Origin of the sequence: Halomonas sp. SpR1, assembly GCF_031010175.1 — a bacterium.
Lineage (GTDB): Bacteria > Pseudomonadota > Gammaproteobacteria > Pseudomonadales > Halomonadaceae > Vreelandella.
Map to the genome: position 1 here is coordinate 89,166 of NZ_JAUAMB010000007.1, position 18,432 is coordinate 107,597.

The window sequence follows — 18,432 nt, forward strand, 5'->3', positions numbered from 1 at the left end:
CGTGCAGCCAGTTGCCCCGGCGTGAGGCTCAACGCACGCCGCGTTCGTAACCACGCGGCTAAGACCCGGTCAGTTCGCATCATGGCCGCCAAAGCGCTTGGCGCTGGCAGCGCAATGCGAAGGTAGGATCACCAAATCGCCATTGCAGCACGCCGCCTCGCTCAACAGGTTGAGAGTTGCGCGGTAACGCTGGGTATTGCCGAGAAGCGTGGTGGTAAACCGCGGCGGCGGCCTACGCTGCGTAATCGATTTGCCAAGCCACACCGCATCGGCGGCCAGTAAGACCTGGCGATCATCGCAGGTGCGCAGTGCCAGCCCCCAATGACCGACGCAATGGCCGGGCAGTTCGACGGCGATCAGGCTACCATCCCCCAGGATATCCCGACCTTCGCTGAAGGGCGCAAATCCGCTGGGTAGCGCCACTGCTGGGGCATCTTCGAAAAAGCGAGCATTGGCATCGGCTGCCTGGGGAACCAGCGCAGGCAGCAGGCCCTGGCGCACGCGGCTAAAGCGACCCGGCCGGCGCAATTCGGACAGACCTGCCCGGGCGCAATAGACCGGCCGCTGGGCAAGGTGGCTCATTCCCGCGACGTGATCGCCATGAAAATGCGAGATGATTGTGCCCATAATCGCGCTGTCTTCAATCCCGTGGGTCGCAAGCCAAGCGCTCCATGCCTGCTGTGTATCGACCTTGACCGGTGTTGCCCAGCGATAGAATCGCTCTGGAAATGTCTCGGTTGCATCGATAAAAGCAGGGTCATAGCCGGTATCAAACAACAAAATGCCCCGTGTCGGGTGCTCTATCACCCCCACCATGGCAGGAAAATCAACTGCGCATAGGCTGCCGCCCGAAAGGGTGGCGACCTCGGGATGTCGGCATGAACCGCGCTCAAGCCAACGGAATCCGACACGGATCATAGCCGTTTATCCTGCGTAGAGAGCTGCCGCGCTTCGGCCAGCAGAGTTGCCAATGCATCATGCTGTGGCCGATAGCCCAGCAGCCGCTGGGCGGGCTCGAGATCAAAGGTTTGAGAATAGGCCAGCGTCGCCAGTTTATAGCGGGTCAGCATCGGCTCCCGTGAGGCGCGCATCAGCAGCGCAGCGTTTTCACTTAGCACAGCGATAGCTCGCGCCAAGCCAACCGGCAGCGAGACAAGTTGCGGTTTTTTTCCTAACGCATCAGCGAGCTTATAAGCCACTTCGCGTACCGTAATAGGGCTACCTCCCGATATATTGATTGCCTTTCCGGTAAGCTCAACCGGCCGCTCCTCAGCGGCACAGATGGCCCATGCGGCATCACGCAGATCGGTCAACTCAATCAGCGCCCTGCCCCCACGCGGAAGCGGTATGCGCTTGCGCCCCGCAAGTTCAGCCAGCTTGGGTAGGATCACCCGATCACCCGGCCCCACCAGCGCACGCGGGCGAATGGCGCAGCAGGCCATGGCGTCTTCCCGCGGCGCAAGCACGCTGCGTTCCGCCGCGAGCTTGGTGCGTGCGTAGTGGTTGAGAGGCTGAAACGCGGGGGCGTCATGTTCGCCGATGGCTAGACGATCACGATACGCGGCGAAAATTGACGGCGAAGAAACAAACACAAAGCGCTCAACGCCAGAGCGGCTGGCCGCTTCAAGCAGTTGTTCGGTCATATGAATATTGTGGAGGTCGAATGCGCGCCGCGGCCCCCAGCTGGCCGATAAAGCGGCGGCATGAATAACGCTATCGACGCCCTTCAAGAGCTCGCGAAAATCGGTCTTTGAGTGGGTAAGATCCACCCTAACGAACTGTGCGCCGAGTGACGTTAGCGCATCGCCTGCCGCCTGCGAACGACCTGTGGCACGCACAGCATGCCCGCGTTCTAGTGCCTCGCGCACCAATGCCATGCCCAGCCCGCCGGTCGCCCCGGTTATCAGGATGCGCCGCTGGCTCATAGCTTGAGCACCATAGCACTGGCACTGATCCCCGCGGCGGTGCCCAGCAGCAAGATATGGTCACCCCGCTTGGCAGTACCCGTCGTAAGTGCGTGGGCGAGCACAGTCGGGATTGAGGCAGCGATCTGGTTACCGGTCGTCGGGAAGATATTAACCACGCGGTCACTGTTGGGCGTGAAAAGCCGTTTGATATGCTCTACCCCAGGTGCACTGGCTTGGTGGCAAATCACACAGGCGAGATCATCCTTGCCTATTTCCGCCTGTTCGAGCGCACGCTTGATGATTCCAGGCAACACCTTGGCAGCAGCTTTGAAAATGCCAAAGGCGTCCATCTCGAAATAGGCGCCGGCGACTAGCGCTTGGTAACCTTCAGCAATACGTAATTTTGTGCCGCCCGCGCGAAGCTGCGCTAATTCGTGGTGAGCTCCATAGGTAACCGTCACGTTTGAGCGCATTCCGCAGGTTGTGTCTGACGTCGCCTCAATCGCCAGCGCCGCTGCGCCATCGCCAAAAATGGAACGCGTTTTTGGCTCTTCGGGGTTAAGCCCTGCCGAGGCGATGTCGCTAGAGAACACCAGCGCGCGCCGCCAGCGTCCACAGGCAACTCCCATGGCGGCGATATCCAATGCCACCATAAAGGATAAACAGGTCTGGTTGACGTCAAAGCTAGGCACGCCGGACTGACCAAAGCCGAGACGGTTCTGGACTAAAGCGGCAGTGGACGGAATCGGCTGTTCCATAACGCCACAACCGCCGATGATAACGTCGGGCGGTGTATTGCCCCAACCTGCGTGGTTCAGCGCCTCACGGGCGGCCTCAGTCGCCATCATTGAGGTGGTCTCCTCCTCACCCGCGACATGACGCGCGGCAATGCCGAACTGGCGCTCAGTCCAGCCAGACAGATGACCTTGATGCTCATCCAGCGAGCGCGAAGTTAGCAGAGTACGGGGGCGATAGCTGCCCCACCCGGCAATCGTGAAATTGCTAATCATATGTCCAATTCTAATCGATTCGCTCACATACTCTAATAAAGCTTAATATCAATCAATTAAAAGTTAGACGAGGTTCATTTTAGGGTTAACCTGGCGGGGTGCATAAAGGAGAGCTAATCACACGCTAAAAGTGGTTCCTGATGTGCGGATAGCTGCCTGATGCGTACATTTGTTAAATCCCTGTTGCACCAGCGATGGCTAAACCCAAGTAGAGAGCCAACACCGTTAGTAACCTAGCGCACCAAAGAGTGAACTGCTTGCGAAACAGGTTTATAACGAACAGCATACTCCCCACTACCCCAACTAAAACTCCTAATCCAACGACCATTGTCCCTGGCTCGCCACCGAGGAAATAGGCGCGCATTATTTCGGGAAACATACTCCAGAAAAAAGGGATGAGCAAAGCAACTACAACACTTGCTAAACCAACGATTAATGCAGTGACTTCGAGCTTAAACATAGAACTCCAATATGTTTTTAACACTGCTTATCTTTGGTGACTAAACTGCCGAGAAGCTGGGTGACAAACCGAACTTCCTGAAGCCGAGCACCACCGAGCTCGAAGTTCTTTGGAGCGGCCCCGTCATGGGCAAACCCGATTGAGCGGTAGAACTTAATCGCCCGTTCATTCTGAGGAAAAACCCACAAACTGCATGATTTGAAACCTTGCACAAGCATCAGCTCTTTCGCCCGCAGCCAGAGCACGCGCCCCACTCCCGTTGACCAAGCCATTGGGGATACATAGAGAGCCCAAATTTCAGCTTCACTCTTGTGCTCACCGATATCTCGACATGGCCCAAAGCTCAGCCAGCCTTTAACAGCGCCATCTTTCTTGGCAACAAGTAACTCGGGATCACCCGCAGCTATGCATTCGCCCCACATAGCTTCGCGACGCTCTATCGATAGCGATGCTAGATAATCAGTTGGAACAATGGATCTATAGGCGGCACGCCAAGCTTCGACATGAATCTCAGCTACAGCGCGCGCATCTTCAGGATTGGCGTGCACTATATCCATAATATTGATCTTTTAAGATCCGATGATGATAAGACTAAGTTGGTAGCTCTCTAGAGCCGAAGAGTTTTTGCAACAAGCGCTGCTCTGCACTGATCGGCAAGGTTCTGATTAATGAATAATCCCCCATTAACGCTCAGCTTTGGGTAACTAACGATGAACAAGTTGCCCGCTAACAGCGTCAGTTTAAGCACTATTCGTAGTGACTCCAGAGCCGCAGAACCTTAACCACCCGCTCTTCTTCAAGCACTTGGTAAACCAAGCGATGCTGGATGTTAATCCGACGTGAATAAGCGCCTCCAAGATCACCGATTAGCTTCTCAAATGGAGGCAGCTTTCGATACGGATCTTCTGCGACGAGGGTAAGCAACTCCTGGGCTTTTGGCTTCAGGCCACTGGAAGCCAGTTTCTTAGCATCTTTCTGGGCTTGTTTGGTATAAACCAACCTCCATGTCACCAACCCAGCTCCTCATCACATTGCTCGACAGGGGTATTCATCCCCTCGCGAATCGACTCACGCATACCGGGAACGGATAACAGGTAGAGCGTTTCCTGAATGGCAGCCCAATCTTCCTCGGAAACCAAAACTGCCTTGTTCCGCTTACCCATAATGACGATAGGTTGGTGGGACTCAGCCGTTTCATCAATTAGGCGATAAAGATTGCTGCGCGCCTCGGTGGCTGTAATTCCAGTCATGACGCACCTCTCGGATGTTTAACTATCTCCAAATGTACGCCTCTATAAACGTACGTCAAGGCGAACGTGTAGTATAGGGACGAGTCTCACGCTAATGCAGCTCCGCAGTTTCGGATCGAGAGGCTGCCTGATAACGTAGGACGAGCAGGTTTGCGCAAGGTGCTGGCTTTGGTTCCATGAACTGCGATTTAACCGGTAGCCAGAGCAGCATCACAGGCGGCAGGTTGAGGTCAAGGTGCTTCGTGAAAGTTTGGCTCTGGGCATGACCCTGTTCGATAACGCCGAGATGTATGCCGAAGGCGGCGCTGAAAAAATCGTTGGCCATGCGATTCGTGACCGACTCGATGAGGTGTATCTGGTCAGCAAGGTCTACCCCCACGACGGCCACCATGCTAGGCCTAGTGCTTAGCATGCTTCGTGGTCTCGCCCTCTGGATCGCCATATCATTCCTGCGCTCTGGCTGTCCTTTTCAGGCCTGGCGCTTCAGATGGGGTATCCTCAGGCCTGTAGTAGCGCAATCCTAGCCGTTCTGACGCAGTGATCATATCTAGGGGCTCTTCTTAAGAAGAACAGCCTGGGTTTTATCTTTGCTGTAGCCCAGGGACTCATAGAAGAGGTGGGACTGCTCCCTAAGCGCATTAGCGCGCACTCGGATAACATCGACGTTGCCAGACAGCCACTTTTCCGCTTCGAGAACCAAGCCTTTACCAAGCCCTTGTCCTCTTACGTCTTTGCTTACCACTAGGCTTACAATCTCACCCTTGACACCCTCGGCCAAACGCACATCAACAATGGCAGACACGCAGCCGAGAACGTTGCCAAAAACCTCCGCTACAAACACTTCCCCGCCCTGCTTCCGCACAGCGCTAACATTGCTTGAGAGCGCCTCTTCAGAATGATCATAGCCAAGCTGGGCCATTAGCGGGATCAGCGCTTGTACGTCTTTATGGGTGTATTTTCGATAAATGGTCTTCATGTTGCTACTTTAGCGTTTAGCGCGAAAAGTGTCTTCCAACAGTGGCGACCTAAGGGTTTTTTACTCGCTGCAAAATAAACGACACGCGTTCATCTACAGTGCCACGCTGCCCTTCCGGTGTTAAGGATGCGGAGTTTTTCCATCACCGGGGCCACCGGCGAGTATAAATTGATGGTTCATCTTAATTCTAACGCAGACAGCACCCGCGGCTGCGGAATGGAGGCGAAGCCGCAATAGAGTAGACGTCGCCGTGCCTGTAATTGTTAGGAACTGCCAATTCCTTTTGTAGCGAGATGATGTCCGCTACGCCACCGGCAACGACTCACTGCTGCCCCAGTCGGCCCAGGAACCGTCGTACAGCGACAGCTGAGTATACCCGGCCAGCTCGGCCGCCAGCAGGATAATGCAGGCGGTGATGCCGGAACCACAGGAAAACACCAATTGGTGCCCGTTGCTGGGCTGAAGGGAGGGAGAGAGTTGGGCAAACGTTGACGCCAGTTGGCTGGCTGGCTTGAACCGATAACCCTCCAGCACCTCTGTAAACGGCAGGTTGAGGGAGTGAGGGATGTGGCCACCGCGCACACCAGGCCTGGGTTCTGGCGCTTGCGCCAGGAAACGTGCCTGTGATCGCGCATCGATAACCGTTACTCGCTCGTCCTCCAGATGCTGGAAAACGTAGTCAGAATCTCGAACCAGGGTGTGGTCGAGCTTGCCAACCACGCTGCCATGCTTGGCCGCATCTGCAACCGAAGCAGAAACGACCTCCCGCCCTTCGGCCAACCACTGCGGCAGGCCGCCATCCAGAACAAACACCTGTTTGAGGCCCATAGCCCGCAGAATCCACCACGCGCGTGGTGACGAGTAGATCCCCTGATCGTCGTACAACACCACCAGGCTCTCGGGCTCGATGCCCAATCTATGAACCTCCGCCGTGAACTGCTCTTCCGTCGGGAAGGCGTGAGCTTGGGAAGCTCCGGTATCGCAAAGCGTTCCTTCCAGGTCGATCCGGAAACTTCCCGGGATCAACATCGGACGGTCATAAACGATCGGCTCCTTGCCAACGACATTGGCCATGCTAGCGTCGATCAGTACCAAATGTTCGTTATCCAGATTGTCCTGCAGCCAGTCGGTGGTCACAATGGGGGAAGGCATGGCGTTCTCCGGTCTAGGTCGAAATGCAACAGTACATGATCGCAGACGGGCGAGACCAGCAAGTTGACGCGGCCCGCGTAATCCGCAGCATGCTGATCGACGAACTGCAGAGCCCCTGACGTGCCGATTGGTTCGGGTGCGGGAGCCGTGTCCATATCGCCTTTTCTCCAGTGATGGCCGATGCAGGCGGGGATTTTAGCATCCACTTCAAACCTCGCAATCAGGCCTGATATCACTCCGGGACTACTTACCTCGCAGCCGCAATCCTCGTCAACTGAGGATTTTTCAGCACCCTAACGAGGCTGTAGAAAAACCCGATTTCGAGCCGTCTCCACCGCCTCTCGTACTAATTTACTTACTCAGCCAGTCATCTGGCTGAGTAATCTTAATATTGGCATTTAGCCACTTGAGCGCCCAGCTAAAGCTTGTTGAAGACGGTCTGTTGCTCTTAAAAAGCAACTTATCCCGCCCTAAGCCCTTCATGACGCGGCTAAGTGACCGTAATTCGCTAACTTCTCAATATTGTGCACCAAGCAGTAGAGCTGCCACTGACCTTGCACCTTTTTCTTACCCCGAAGGATGAAGCGATTCAGTCTTTTCGTCGTGCCAATGTTGCCGAATACCGGCTCTACGACTGACATACGATGGCTGTAGATTTCCTTGCCCTTCGGGCTATCCACTCGGTGTTTCATCCAGTCGGTGTAATTGGGTAAGCGTTTGTTCTCGATAATAAAAGACACTTGTCGCCCTGCGCCATTGAGATCTTCGTTGGCGAAGCCGGTATCCGCGGTGACGACGGTGCCTTTCTGGTAGATGTTGTCCGCAATTCCTAGCTTCTTAAAACGGGCTTCGACCGTTTCCAGTACGGGCTGCAAAGTGTGATGTTCCTGGCCTTCGCCAAAGGCCTGGGCATCGATGACGATCTGGTGTTTTTTATCCACCGTGGCTACACCGTTATAGCCTTGAATCGTGCCCTTGCTGGTGGTTGCCACAGGGATGTGGGGAATGCAGGTTTTGCAGGAGCAAAAAACCTGCCTTTTTAGCACTTTCGCTATCGGCCAGATTGCTCTTCACTTCCTTGATTCGCTTCCCCCGGCCCATCCTTGGGCTGTATCCACTTTGTTCATGGCGGCATCTAGCGAGAGAATCGTCTTGGCCCGTCGGATATCCCGATCCAGATCGGCTTCCGTCTCGGCCTCATCACGCGCGTAGTGCTCCAGTAGGTGATGCCGAATCAGGCCTCTCAGTTTCTCACGTTTCTCGTCCAATTCTTTGAATGTGCCAGACCACTCTTTGGAGGCATCGGAGGACATCTTACAGCCGTCAATCGCAAAGAGTTCGTTACCCAATAAGCCTTGTTCGTGGCACCCCAGTAGCACTTGCTCGAACAGTGCTTCAATCTCATCAGCATGGCGACTGACGAAGCTTGCCAGTGTGGTGAAGTGGGGAACGGTATCGCAGAAAAGGGCTTTGAAAATAATATTGGTCTCACAGCACCACTGCATTTCACGGCTGGAGGTGATACCTTTTGAGTAAGCAAACAGGATGATCTTGAGCAAGATGGCTGGATCATAGGCCAGCCGGCCGCATCGTTGCGGTACTTGGGATGGAAAACGGACAAGTCGAGCTTGTGCTCGATCAGATAGTGCACTGCGTGTTCAAAGGTGCCTAGCTGGAGCTGATCTTGGTAGTTGATCACCACCATGGCGTTCTGATCGTAGTTATAAGCCTTGAAGCGCGGCATGCTGACCACTCCTCGTCTGTTTTCTCGATCCTACCAAAACTTAGCCGTCAGTGGGGTTTTTCTACAGCCTCAACGCTGGCGTAACGGGCCGGTTTGGAGCGCGAGCGGAAAACCGGTTCCGTTGACACGCTGGTTAACTAGTGGGTCAGACTGTATGCATCATTAACCGCGTTCCAAAGGTGGTAAGGATCAGAGAAAACGGTCCAGAGATGAGCACCAGCTGCCATGACACAACAAGCTATGGCGTACTTAAAGGCATGATTATCAATGTGGTTCCACTTTTTTATCTTAGGAGAAGAGCTGTACTTAATATAAAACCCTAGAGCAAGCATAAACAGAGCAAACACTGTTGCCATGATGATTCCAGGACTTCCTCCATAGGTTCACCAACCGAAGGCGCATACTCCAAGCAATAGCCCCGTTAACACAAATACGATTTTCGTTGGACCTCCTAAGAGCGCTGAAACTGAACCGTAAAAGTCGTTAAATAGCTCATTATCAGATTTGAAAATCGAGTGCACGTAGAATGCAATAGCCCAGACTATGAGCATTGGTACAGTTGATGCCACCAACATGTCAGCTATCATGCCCTGAACATCAATCACTTCGGCTAGAAGAGCATTACTCTGCACTTGGTTCTTGGCCCACTCATAGACCTCCGAATCCATAAAAGGACCAATAACGAAAATCCCTGCAACAAAGGCTACTAAAAAAAGGATCAAGAGATAGGTATTTTTTACCCATTGGATGACCTTTTTTCCTCTAGCGATTGCTTCCTGCATTGCTTCTCCTATTTCTAGTTAACGCCTGCAGCATGCGCGCCCTTGGAAGGGAGCCGAAGGCGTAATGTAAAGGGCGTCGCCGTGCCTGCATTGGTTAGCCATTTGTGTTTTGGCCAGAATCATCTTGTTTCTTGATCGCAGCTTTCTTTTCTGATGGAAGCGAATGGGGCTGTGGCTGTTCAAAAGCTTCTTTTAAAGCTCTTATTCCCTCAGCAAGCGGCGGCAGCTCAAAATCACCGGTATACACGTTAGCTTTCCCTCCCGAGAGGATTACTGCCAATGTTAAAGCCACTAAACATCCCCCTGCGGTCTTGGCTACGAACTTAAGCGGACTGTTCTTTGAGATCTCCAAGAATTCCAAATCTAGTTCGGGAGAAAGCTCAGCCAACCATAAATATGAGACTTTTTTATTTATTACATCTATCAAATCAGCCCTGCTGACATCGCCTAAACCTTCAAGATCAGCATCTTCGCCTTTCGTCAGCTCAAGACAAGCAACATATGCAGAACGGAAAAAGTATAAAAAGTAGCCGAGCTCAAAGGCGTTAACCGACTCCCCATCAGTAAACTCTTGGACAATTATCTCTGAGCGATCACGTGCTATCTGCATCTTCTCTATTCTCTATACTCCGTTTATATCCGGCTAACAGTGATTATACACCCTGCGATGAAGCCTCAATGAACGCGACGTCGCAATGGCTGAGGTTTCATAGCCATAAAATTGAATCTACCTCATTGATTCTACAGCGTGCAAAGAAAATTTCGGCTATGTAGGCAAAATTCGCGTGTTTGCGCGTTTTGCTTATCTCAATAATACTATTTTTATGTACAGCATTATTGAGGGGATCTCCCATGAAACTGATGGAACGCGTCAAGGCAACCATGAGGGTCAATCGCTATAGCCTTCGCACTGAGAAAACCTATTGCTACTGGATTTGCTTCTACATTCAGTTCAATAACTTACGGCACCCTGCCACCCTAGCAGATCATGAAGTACGGCAATTTTTAAAGTATCTGTCAATCGAAAGGCACGTGGCGGCCGCCACCCAAAACTTGGTATTCAATCAAACTACCGGCTTTCTCAAGATAAGATCAAACCGATGCCAATGGTGCGGTACCAGACCACCCTCTCCCTCGCTTTCACGTAAAAGCTCGATATTCAAGCCGTCACACAGCTCCTCTACTGCTTGCTGTGAATGAAAGCTCATTGCTGAATGTGTAGCCCAGTCATGTCTGTCGCCAAAGAGGTGGCCAACGAAGACACCTCCCAGTTCCAGCGCTGATAGGATCTTGTCCCAAACTGCGGGAAAGTGCGTTGGCTCACAGAACGGTAGACTTAGCCCAGCATGGATTAGTGCTGAAGGTGCTAGGCTTTTCAACTCCTCGAACCGCGAGTGCACGACCGTCAGGTCAGCAGAGAGCTGCTCGGCTTTCAATGCCCCGACGCGTGCAATGGCGTGGGGTGCCTTGTCGATTGCCAGAACACTCCAGCCCGCCCTCAACAGCATGGCCGTTTCGATACCGCTGCCACAGCCTAAATCGACGGCGTAGCCGTTACCGATGGGTAAGCATTCATCACCTAGAGCGCGCCTTAACAGCGGGGAAGCGGCGCGTGTTTGATTGGCTTGGTAGAAGGCTTCCCAGCCCGCTCCGTTTTTGTTTTTCAATGTCGGTATTCCCGTATCGCATCACGCCGTGAGGATGAGTCTTGATGGCACTATCGAATAAAAACTAACACACAGCTCCGTCAACTACCCCCTTGCATCTCCCCCACCCGCCTCCTACACTGCCCTGAATACTGCTTGACGGGGTGCCGGTGGAACCGGCTGAGATCGCTATACGGCTGGCTGCTACAGCAAGTCGTCACGGCGGGGCCCGTTGAACCTGATCCGGCTAGTACCGGCGTAGGAATCAAGCGGTGGTTGGGGTGCACCGTTTTCACCTGATAGCTTGCCCCAACTCACTCTCCCTTCGCCCGTGCGCCGGTTCGTTGTACCACCGGAGGCATCATGGGCTACCGCTTTACTGATCTCACCACCGCCTGCCAGGACGATTGGCGCGCCTATATTGAGCACGATTTTGTGCGCCAGTTGGGCAGTGCCACGCTGCCTGAAGCGCCATTTCGCCACTATCTGAAGCAGGACTACCTGTTTTTAATCCACTTCGCCCGTGCCTACGCGCTGGCGGCCTATAAAAGCCCCACCCTTGCCGATCTTCGCCAGGCCCATGAAGGCTTAAAAGCCATTGTGGATGTGGAGTTGGGCCTGCACGTGGGCTTTTGCCAAGAGTGGGGGATTTCCGAGCAGGAGCTGGAAGCGCTCCCCGAAGCCAGGGCGACGCTTGCCTACACTCGCTATGTATTGGATACCGGCAACCGCGGTGATCTGCTCGATCTGCACGTAGCGTTGGCCCCCTGCCTGGTGGGCTATGGCGAAATCGCCAACTGGTTGAATGCCCAGCCCACAACCCTGCGCGGCGCGCAAAACCCGTTTGACGCCTGGATTGCCATGTACGAAGGCGAGGAATTTCAGGCCGCCATGCAGGCCGAGCTTGAATGGCTCAACACCCGCCTTGCCGATGTGTCGCCCGCCCGCTTTGCCGAACTCAGCAAGATCTTCCGCGATGCCACTCGTCTGGAAATCGACTTCTGGCAGATGGGGTTAGCGCTGATAGACACCGACCTGACCCAGTAAGCAGTACCACAATCACAATCGAAGGAGACCGTAATGAGCAAAACCAGTCACTTTTTAGCCGAAACCGCCCAGGTGGATGCCGCCGCCATTGCGCCACTGCCCGGCTCGCGTAAGGTATATATCGAAGGCTCGCGCCCGGATATCCGCGTGCCGTTCCGGGAGATTGCGCTATCGCCGACCAAAACCACCGGCATTGATGAAGAGAACCCGCCGCTGCTGGTGTACGACACCTCTGGCCCCTACACTGATCCTGACGCTATCAACGATTTACGCAAAGGCTTGCCCGCCCTACGTCGTGCCTGGATTGAAGAGCGCGATGACACCGAGTTTCTGGAGGGCCACACCTCTGAGTACGGTAAGCGCCGCGCTAACGATCCCACCCTTGCCCAGTTGCGCTTTGATTTAACCCGCACTCCGCGCAGGGCCAAGCCTGGGAAAAACGTTACTCAGCTGCACTACGCCCGCCAGGGGATTATCACCCCGGAAATGGAGTTTATTGCCATTCGCGAAAACCAGCGTCGCCAAGCGTTGGGTACCGCAGAAGTAGAGCGCATTCTGGGTCACCAGCATCCTGGACAGAGCTTTGGCGCCAGCCTGCCGGAAGAGATCACCCCAGAGTTTGTGCGCGATGAAGTGGCCCGTGGCCGGGCGATTATTCCCAATAACATCAACCACCCAGAATCTGAGCCGATGATTATTGGCCGTAACTTTCTGGTCAAGATTAACGGCAACCTGGGCAACTCGGCGGTAACCTCTTCGATAGAAGAAGAGGTAGACAAGATGACCTGGGGGATCCGCTGGGGCGCGGACACCATCATGGATCTCTCCACCGGTCAGAATATCCACGAGACCCGCGAGTGGATCCTGCGCAACTCGCCGGTGCCGATTGGCACAGTGCCTATCTATCAGGCGCTGGAGAAGGTTAAAGGCGTAGCCGAAGACCTCACCTGGGAAGTGTTCCGCGATACGCTCATTGAGCAAGCCGAACAGGGCGTGGACTACTTCACCATTCACGCGGGGGTGCTGCTGCGCTACGTGCCGCTCACCGCCAAGCGGGTCACCGGCATTGTTAGCCGCGGCGGTTCGATCATGGCCAAATGGTGCCTGTTCCATCATCAGGAGAGCTTCCTGTACACCCACTTCGAGGAGATCTGCGAGATCTGCAAGCAGTACGATGTGGCGTTCTCCCTCGGCGATGGATTGCGCCCCGGCTCAGTGGCGGATGCCAACGACGAAGCGCAAATGGCAGAGCTTAAAACCCTGGGTGAGCTGACCCATATCGCCTGGAAGCACGATGTGCAGGTGATGATCGAAGGCCCCGGCCACGTGCCCATGCATCTGGTGAAAGAGAACATGGATAAGCAGTTGGAGTACTGCGACGAGGCCCCCTTCTATACCCTCGGCCCGCTGGTGACGGATATCGCCCCCGGCTACGACCACATTACTTCCGGCATTGGGGCGGCGATGATTGGCTGGTTTGGCTGCGCGATGCTCTGCTACGTGACCCCGAAAGAGCACCTGGGCCTGCCCAATAAAGACGACGTTAAAACCGGCATCATCACCTACAAGATTGCAGCTCATGCGGCAGACCTGGCCAAAGGCCACCCGGCGGCACAGCGGCGGGATAACGCTCTCTCCAAGGCACGTTTTGAGTTCCGCTGGGAAGACCAGTTCAACCTTGGCTTAGACCCGGACACCGCCCGCGAATACCACGACGAAACCCTGCCCAAAGACTCCGCCAAAGTGGCGCACTTCTGCTCCATGTGCGGGCCGAAATTCTGCTCCATGAAGATCAGCCAGGAAGTACGCGACTATGCCAATGAGCATGGCCTCAACGGCGACCAGGAAGCAGTCATGAAAGGCATGGAAGAGCAGGCTGAGAAGTTTCGCCAGAAAGGCAGCGAGCTGTATCAGGAAGTGTGATCTGCCGCTTTAGCCTTCAGCGCCCGTCGACAAGGCGGGCGCTGGAACAGCGATGTTTCACACTAGCTATTGCTCACATACGCCACACGTCTTGGGTGGGTAGGAGCAGCATGATTCCGAGACAGAATACTGCGGTGACCTGGAACACGCCTGCTAATTGCCAGACCTCTGCAACCAGCCCCGCCAGGGTCGGCGATATCAGTTGGCCTGCAGAAATCAGAAAGAACGTTAAACCAAAACCTGTGGAGGGTGCTTCAGGAAAACAACTGACGCTCCAGATACCATAAAGGGCGGTGATCAATATAAAGGTGGCGCCAAACACCACGGCGGATAGGGCTATCATTAGCAGCCCATCGCCCGGCATGGTAAGAGTAGCCATTGAGGCTGCAATAGCTAATGTTGCCCACTTCAATACCTTGACCAGCCCAAGGCGAGTTACCAGCTCCCCAGCCAGCCCACCTGCTACACCAGCAATGCCCACTACCATCCAGAATATCACTCGGCCTGTCGCAGAAAGCCGGTCTTCGCCTGCGATCAGTTCAACAGAAAACGTCCAGTAAACGGAGGTTACCAGTCCGAACAACAGCGCCCCCAACAACAGTCGCCGCACCGAATCATTCCTCAACTTGCGCCTCAGCAGCGCCATTAGGGGTTCCTGGTAATCACCCAACACCGCTGAATCTGCATTATCAGAATATTCATCATTAGCAGTTCCACGCCTATCGCCCGGCATTATCAGAAAATTCCATAGCGTGGCGATCAGCGCGATAAACGCAAAACATAGCCAAGCCAGCTGCCAGCGTGGGCCTGCGATAAGTGCCAAAGGGCCAGACACCATCACCCCAAAGCTGGTACCCGAATTAATGATGGCTTAGTAGCGACTCTGTTTTTCAGCGAGACACAGTTGCTTGATGGCATCGGATAGCGGTGGATAAGCGAGCCCTGGACTACAACCGGCAAGCGTAACGCCCAGCGCTAACCACATCGGGGTAGCCGCCAGTCCGACCAGCAACATACCCAGCGTCGCTGTCATTCCGCCCAATATAATCGGCATACGAGGACTGAAACGACGCACCAACAGTGGACTGGCAAGCGTTGCCAATAGATAACCCAGGTAGGACGCACTGCCAATAGCACCAACTGTTGCTTGGTCTAAATTAAAGTCATGTCTAATGGCAGGCACAAACAGGCCATAAGTATAGCGCGACAGCCCATAAGTGGAGGCCACTATTAAGAGGCCAGCACCTACGACATTAAAAGCTGAGTTACGCCTTAGTAAGATGGGACAGTACATACTTCTAAGCCTATTGATTTTGCAACTCTAATTGAAAAGCGGCCGCTGGAATGCCGCGCCACTAGGGCCCGATTAACCGCATCACTAGATTGCCTTATCCCGATATGAAGACAGTATTTTCAGGGAGGTTTTCAATGCAGCATCAATAGGCCAATCCTGCATAAAATTCTGCGTTTGAATAATGGCGCCATCGAAAAGTGAGTAGATCGCATTAACTAACTCGTCAAAGTCATTCGACTTCAGCCTGGGCCGATACTCGTTAAGCACATCATTGGCAATGATTTGTCTTACGCGGTCTTTGTGTTCACGTACAAAGGCCCTAATCGGGCTTTTCTCATTGCTGAATTCCCCGGCCATATTGATAAAGCCGCACCCACGGTACCCTTCTTCGTGGATCTGGTCGTACCACATGGTATACATCGCGGCGACACGCTTATCGGTCGATTGATGCTGCTCAATGCGTTCCTTGAACTGCTGTATCCAGTTTTCTTCGCGCTGCCTTAGCCAAGCAAGAGCGAGAGCCTCTTTGCTAGGAAAATGCGTATAAAAACTGGCCTTCGCCACACCGGACTCGCTGATAATCTGATTAACGCCAGTGGAACAATAGCCCTGGCGGAAAAATAATCGGCTAGCCGTTTCGATAATACGTTCGCGGGGCCGGGAAACCGACGATGGATCAAGTGTCATCATAAGGCGTCATCATAAAGTGTTAACATAAAACATCACTGAACAGACAGGTCTGTCTGCTAATCTAGTAGCAAGCATTCAATCCGTCAAGGCCTAAACGGCGATCAGAAATCGGTAATTAAAGGAATAGAAGAGCATGCGAAGAAGGTTCGCAACAAAGATAGCGAGCTGTATCAGGAAGTCTAAATAGCGGCCTATTAAACAGCATTGCAAATGAATATGGCCCTTGAGCTTTAGGAAACTCAAGAGCCACCACGTGGCATGAGTTACTTTCTCTCCCCTGACCTTACGGATTATCAAGTGCTATTTAACCAGCCTCTGCTGAACCTGTTTTAAAGTATTTTTTCGCCTAAGTAGATTAATTATACATTGCACGTGTATGATTCTCATTTTCTCAACGCACTGTTCATAGCGTTCTATTTAAAACCAACACTTTGCAAAGAACTGATTACAGATGAAAACCAAACTTTCCATAGCGGTTACCCTTGCCCTCTTCAGCGCAGGCATGCTCAGCGGCTGCAGCGATGATAACGAGCCAACCGAAGCCGCAACGCAAAAGGAAGCGTCGAAAAATAACGTAGCGCCAATGCTGAAATACGTTCCGGCTAACTCCCCCTACTTCATGGCCACGCGCGAAACTTTGCCTGAGCAAGATGCTTTTGATCTTTATCAGCGTATGCAGCCCATGACGACCCTTGAGTCAGATCTGGATGAGCTGCGCAACACGCTGCCCCAGATAGAAGACGATGAAGTGCTGCATGCGATGATGAAGCTGTTGATCGCCACGGGTGAAGAGCTAGTAGAGGTTGAGTCACTGGATGATGTGCATTCGCTGGGCCTCAAGATGAGCCCTCAGGCTGCTTTTTATGGGCTGGGTATTTTGCCTGTTATGCGTATGCAACTGCAGGATGAAGAGGCTTTTCGTGAAACGCTGCAGCGTATTCTGACCAAGGCAGACATCACCCCGCGCACGGCCACCACTAACGGAACCGACTACTGGGTACTGACGCCAGAAGGCCCACTCCAGGCCATCCTAGTCATTGAAGACCAGCAGCTACTGGTATCGGTAGTGCCGCAAGATGCCAGCGACGAGCTGTTAGCGCAGGTGTTGGGTAAAACGCTGCCCGACAGCACCATTGGGGATACCGGCGCACTGGCAGAGCTTGAAGAGCGTCATGGCTTCACACCTTACGGCGCTGGGCAGATTAACTCCTCACGGCTGTTTGATGAGCTGAGCAACCCCACGCATTCGGGTACTCAAGCATTGATGAATGCCGTTGATGCAGAACCTCTGGATCTGTCCACCTGCCAGGCAGATATCGACCGCATCACCAACCGAATTCCTGGCCTTGTCATGGGCATGCGTGAGTACAACTTTGACCGCATGGAGATGAATCTCATCCTGGAAACCGATGAGGATATTGTCAGCGATCTGCGTGCCCTGACTACTCAGGTTCCGGGCCTTGGTAGCACAGGTGGAATGGCCAGCTTTGGATTGGGCCTGGATCTGCCAGTACTGCTTCAAACCGTTCAAAAATATGCTCAGGAAGTGCGTCAGAACCCGTTCAGCTGTGACGAACTGCAGGAGCTAAACGGCACTTGGAATGAGATTAACATGGCGATCAACAACCCGATCACCATGATGATTGGCCCGTCGTTGTCTGGCTTCAATGCTCGCATTGACAGCCTGACGATGAAAAACGGTGCACCCAGCGGTGTCGGCATCCTCACCCTCGCCTCACAAAATCCTCTGGGGCTGCTGACTACAGTGAGCGCTTTCATGCCGGAGCTGGGGGTTCTGGGGCTTGAACCAGGCGGAAAAGCCAAGCAAGTCGAGAGCATGATGTTGCCACCTGACTCACCCCCGCTCTACGCTGCCATGTCTGACACTGCGGTTGCGTTGGGCGTGGGTATTAGCGATTCGGCGACGCTGCAGTCAGAGCTACAAGCCTCTACTTCGGAACGTGATCTGCTGTTTCATGGCCATATGACAGGCGAGTTTTATCAGTCCCTGGCCAATATTATGGAGCAGGCACCGTCCGATGAAATAACAGCGTCTGATATTGAAGTGCTCAAGCAATATGGTGATGCCTACAAAAATACAGAGTACTGGTTCAGAGTGGATGATGCAGGCGTTGAAATGAGCTTCTCGCTGGAATTGAACTGATACCCGACAGTTCATTCAATACGAAGAACCCGCTGATATAAACGATTTATCAATATTAGCGGGGGCTTTGGAAGCCGTATAAACGCCAACAGGGGGCCGAAGCCCCCTGTTGTAATCAATGTAAAATTCTTAGCGCTGTTTTTTCTGACTCTCCTTGGCATCGCCTTTGCCTTTTTGCAGTTCGCCTTTCGCCTGCTGGGCCTTACCTTTGACTTCTGTTTTGCTGCTACCACTTGCCTTGCCCGCAGTTTCTTTCGCTTTGCCTGCTGCTTTATTGGCCGTTCCTTTCGCTTTATCTTCTTTACCAGTTGCCATGACGAACACCTCTAATCCGTTAGTAGGGAAAACGCCGTATGTGAAAGGTGCAAATAGCACGGCTAATCACAT

20 protein-coding genes, 2 pseudogenes and 1 riboswitch are annotated in these 18,432 nt (G+C 53.5%); of the genes and pseudogenes, 5 read left to right on the plus strand and 17 right to left on the minus strand.

Features of this window, described 5'->3' with window-relative positions; all coding sequences use genetic code 11:
* Positions 1 to 69: 69 nt before the first annotated feature.
* From QT231_RS07475 to QT231_RS07505, 7 genes are all read right to left on the minus strand, one after another.
* The gene (locus tag QT231_RS07475; RefSeq protein ID WP_308336288.1) at positions 70 to 918 is read right to left on the minus strand and encodes an MBL fold metallo-hydrolase; all 849 of its coding nucleotides are present in this window, start codon (positions 916 to 918) and stop codon (positions 70 to 72) included.
* The gene (locus tag QT231_RS07480; protein WP_308336289.1) at positions 915 to 1,925 is read right to left on the minus strand and encodes an NAD-dependent epimerase/dehydratase family protein; all 1,011 of its coding nucleotides are present in this window, start codon (positions 1,923 to 1,925) and stop codon (positions 915 to 917) included. The genes QT231_RS07475 and QT231_RS07480 overlap by 4 nt, the downstream gene beginning before the upstream one ends.
* A complete protein-coding gene (locus tag QT231_RS07485; protein ID WP_308336290.1) occupies positions 1,922 to 2,917 on the minus strand; it encodes a 3-oxoacyl-[acyl-carrier-protein] synthase III C-terminal domain-containing protein in 996 nt (331 codons plus the stop codon). The genes QT231_RS07480 and QT231_RS07485 overlap by 4 nt, the downstream gene beginning before the upstream one ends.
* A 172-nt stretch (positions 2,918 to 3,089) precedes the next feature.
* Positions 3,090 to 3,377 (minus strand): hypothetical protein, encoded by a 288-nt coding sequence (locus tag QT231_RS07490; RefSeq protein WP_308336291.1) that lies wholly within the window; start codon positions 3,375 to 3,377, stop codon positions 3,090 to 3,092.
* 17 nt (positions 3,378 to 3,394) lie between these two features.
* A complete protein-coding gene (locus QT231_RS07495) occupies positions 3,395 to 3,934 on the minus strand; it encodes a GNAT family N-acetyltransferase (protein WP_308336292.1) in 540 nt (179 codons plus the stop codon).
* A 190-nt stretch (positions 3,935 to 4,124) separates the two neighbouring features.
* Positions 4,125 to 4,388 (minus strand): Txe/YoeB family addiction module toxin, encoded by a 264-nt coding sequence (locus QT231_RS07500; RefSeq protein ID WP_308336293.1) that lies wholly within the window; start codon positions 4,386 to 4,388, stop codon positions 4,125 to 4,127.
* Complete coding sequence (locus QT231_RS07505) at positions 4,385 to 4,627, minus strand: type II toxin-antitoxin system Phd/YefM family antitoxin (protein WP_308336294.1); 243 nt, start codon at positions 4,625 to 4,627, stop codon at positions 4,385 to 4,387. The genes QT231_RS07500 and QT231_RS07505 overlap by 4 nt, the downstream gene beginning before the upstream one ends.
* Before the next feature lie 235 nt (positions 4,628 to 4,862).
* Here QT231_RS07505 and QT231_RS07510 point away from each other — a divergent pair, with 235 nt between their 5' ends.
* Positions 4,863 to 5,036: an aldo/keto reductase gene (locus tag QT231_RS07510; RefSeq protein ID WP_308336295.1), complete on the plus strand. Its 174-nt coding sequence runs from the start codon at positions 4,863 to 4,865 to the stop codon at positions 5,034 to 5,036.
* Positions 5,037 to 5,174: 138 nt separating this feature from the next.
* Here the strand turns inward: QT231_RS07510 and QT231_RS07515 are convergent, their stop codons facing one another.
* The 6 genes from QT231_RS07515 to QT231_RS07540 all read right to left on the minus strand — a co-directional run bounded on the left by QT231_RS07515 (position 5,175) and on the right by QT231_RS07540 (position 9,891).
* Entirely contained in the window at positions 5,175 to 5,603 is a 429-nt protein-coding gene (locus QT231_RS07515) for a GNAT family N-acetyltransferase (RefSeq protein WP_308336296.1), read from the minus strand.
* A gap of 303 nt (positions 5,604 to 5,906) precedes the next feature.
* Complete coding sequence (locus tag QT231_RS07520) at positions 5,907 to 6,755, minus strand: sulfurtransferase (protein WP_308336297.1); 849 nt, start codon at positions 6,753 to 6,755, stop codon at positions 5,907 to 5,909.
* 479 nt (positions 6,756 to 7,234) lie between these two features.
* Positions 7,235 to 7,696 (minus strand): transposase, encoded by a 462-nt coding sequence (locus QT231_RS07525; RefSeq protein ID WP_308336298.1) that lies wholly within the window; start codon positions 7,694 to 7,696, stop codon positions 7,235 to 7,237.
* A gap of 129 nt (positions 7,697 to 7,825) precedes the next feature.
* Positions 7,826 to 8,314: a transposase gene (locus tag QT231_RS07530; protein ID WP_308336299.1), complete on the minus strand. Its 489-nt coding sequence runs from the start codon at positions 8,312 to 8,314 to the stop codon at positions 7,826 to 7,828.
* 568 nt (positions 8,315 to 8,882) lie between these two features.
* Positions 8,883 to 9,281, minus strand: coding sequence for a hypothetical protein (locus tag QT231_RS07535; RefSeq protein ID WP_308336300.1), 399 nt, complete (start codon positions 9,279 to 9,281; stop codon positions 8,883 to 8,885).
* Positions 9,282 to 9,375: 94 nt separating this feature from the next.
* On the minus strand, positions 9,376 to 9,891 hold the full coding sequence (locus tag QT231_RS07540; protein WP_308336301.1) for a hypothetical protein: 516 nt from the start codon (positions 9,889 to 9,891) through the stop codon (positions 9,376 to 9,378).
* 272 nt (positions 9,892 to 10,163) lie between these two features.
* Here QT231_RS07540 and QT231_RS07545 point away from each other — a divergent pair.
* Positions 10,164 to 10,292: pseudogene (locus tag QT231_RS07545) on the plus strand (phage integrase N-terminal SAM-like domain-containing protein); the annotation flags it as partial.
* Positions 10,293 to 10,345: 53 nt separating this feature from the next.
* Here the strand turns inward: QT231_RS07545 and QT231_RS07550 are convergent.
* Entirely contained in the window at positions 10,346 to 10,948 is a 603-nt protein-coding gene (locus QT231_RS07550) for a methyltransferase domain-containing protein (RefSeq protein ID WP_308336302.1), read from the minus strand.
* 129 nt (positions 10,949 to 11,077) lie between these two features.
* Positions 11,078 to 11,209, plus strand: a riboswitch (TPP riboswitch).
* 81 nt (positions 11,210 to 11,290) lie between these two features.
* Between QT231_RS07550 and tenA the strand changes: the two genes are divergently transcribed.
* Positions 11,291 to 11,974, plus strand: coding sequence for a thiaminase II (tenA, locus tag QT231_RS07555; RefSeq protein ID WP_308336303.1), 684 nt, complete (start codon positions 11,291 to 11,293; stop codon positions 11,972 to 11,974).
* A 33-nt stretch (positions 11,975 to 12,007) separates the two neighbouring features.
* Entirely contained in the window at positions 12,008 to 13,897 is a 1,890-nt protein-coding gene (gene thiC, locus QT231_RS07560; RefSeq protein ID WP_308336304.1) for a phosphomethylpyrimidine synthase ThiC, read from the plus strand.
* Positions 13,898 to 13,970: 73 nt separating this feature from the next.
* Here the strand turns inward: thiC and QT231_RS07565 are convergent.
* Together QT231_RS07565 and QT231_RS07570 are read right to left on the minus strand one after the other, a co-directional pair.
* A pseudogene (locus tag QT231_RS07565) lies at positions 13,971 to 15,191 on the minus strand (MFS transporter).
* Positions 15,192 to 15,275: 84 nt separating this feature from the next.
* Positions 15,276 to 15,881 (minus strand): TetR/AcrR family transcriptional regulator, encoded by a 606-nt coding sequence (locus QT231_RS07570; protein ID WP_308336305.1) that lies wholly within the window; start codon positions 15,879 to 15,881, stop codon positions 15,276 to 15,278.
* Positions 15,882 to 16,332: 451 nt separating this feature from the next.
* On the opposite strand from QT231_RS07570, the gene QT231_RS07575 reads away from it, so the two are divergent.
* On the plus strand, positions 16,333 to 18,045 hold the full coding sequence (locus QT231_RS07575; RefSeq protein WP_308336306.1) for a hypothetical protein: 1,713 nt from the start codon (positions 16,333 to 16,335) through the stop codon (positions 18,043 to 18,045).
* A 129-nt stretch (positions 18,046 to 18,174) separates the two neighbouring features.
* Here QT231_RS07575 and QT231_RS07580 read toward each other — a convergent pair whose 3' ends face one another.
* On the minus strand, positions 18,175 to 18,360 hold the full coding sequence (locus tag QT231_RS07580; protein WP_308336307.1) for a CsbD family protein: 186 nt from the start codon (positions 18,358 to 18,360) through the stop codon (positions 18,175 to 18,177).
* Positions 18,361 to 18,432: the final 72 nt, after the last annotated feature.

Coding starts and splice junctions, on each gene's coding strand:
- QT231_RS07480 (WP_308336289.1), bottom strand. CDS start 1,925: ATGAGCCAGCGGCGCATCCTGATAACCGGGGCGACCGGCGGGCTGGGC.
- tenA (WP_308336303.1), top strand. CDS start 11,291: ATGGGCTACCGCTTTACTGATCTCACCACCGCCTGCCAGGACGATTGG.
- QT231_RS07505 (WP_308336294.1), bottom strand. CDS start 4,627: ATGACTGGAATTACAGCCACCGAGGCGCGCAGCAATCTTTATCGCCTA.
- QT231_RS07475 (WP_308336288.1), bottom strand. CDS start 918: ATGATCCGTGTCGGATTCCGTTGGCTTGAGCGCGGTTCATGCCGACAT.
- QT231_RS07580 (WP_308336307.1), bottom strand. CDS start 18,360: ATGGCAACTGGTAAAGAAGATAAAGCGAAAGGAACGGCCAATAAAGCA.
- QT231_RS07520 (WP_308336297.1), bottom strand. CDS start 6,755: ATGCCTTCCCCCATTGTGACCACCGACTGGCTGCAGGACAATCTGGAT.
- QT231_RS07535 (WP_308336300.1), bottom strand. CDS start 9,281: ATGCAGGAAGCAATCGCTAGAGGAAAAAAGGTCATCCAATGGGTAAAA.
- QT231_RS07495 (WP_308336292.1), bottom strand. CDS start 3,934: ATGGATATAGTGCACGCCAATCCTGAAGATGCGCGCGCTGTAGCTGAG.
- QT231_RS07575 (WP_308336306.1), top strand. CDS start 16,333: ATGAAAACCAAACTTTCCATAGCGGTTACCCTTGCCCTCTTCAGCGCA.
- QT231_RS07570 (WP_308336305.1), bottom strand. CDS start 15,881: ATGATGACACTTGATCCATCGTCGGTTTCCCGGCCCCGCGAACGTATT.
- thiC (WP_308336304.1), top strand. CDS start 12,008: ATGAGCAAAACCAGTCACTTTTTAGCCGAAACCGCCCAGGTGGATGCC.
- QT231_RS07515 (WP_308336296.1), bottom strand. CDS start 5,603: ATGAAGACCATTTATCGAAAATACACCCATAAAGACGTACAAGCGCTG.
- QT231_RS07540 (WP_308336301.1), bottom strand. CDS start 9,891: ATGCAGATAGCACGTGATCGCTCAGAGATAATTGTCCAAGAGTTTACT.
- QT231_RS07485 (WP_308336290.1), bottom strand. CDS start 2,917: ATGATTAGCAATTTCACGATTGCCGGGTGGGGCAGCTATCGCCCCCGT.
- QT231_RS07490 (WP_308336291.1), bottom strand. CDS start 3,377: ATGTTTAAGCTCGAAGTCACTGCATTAATCGTTGGTTTAGCAAGTGTT.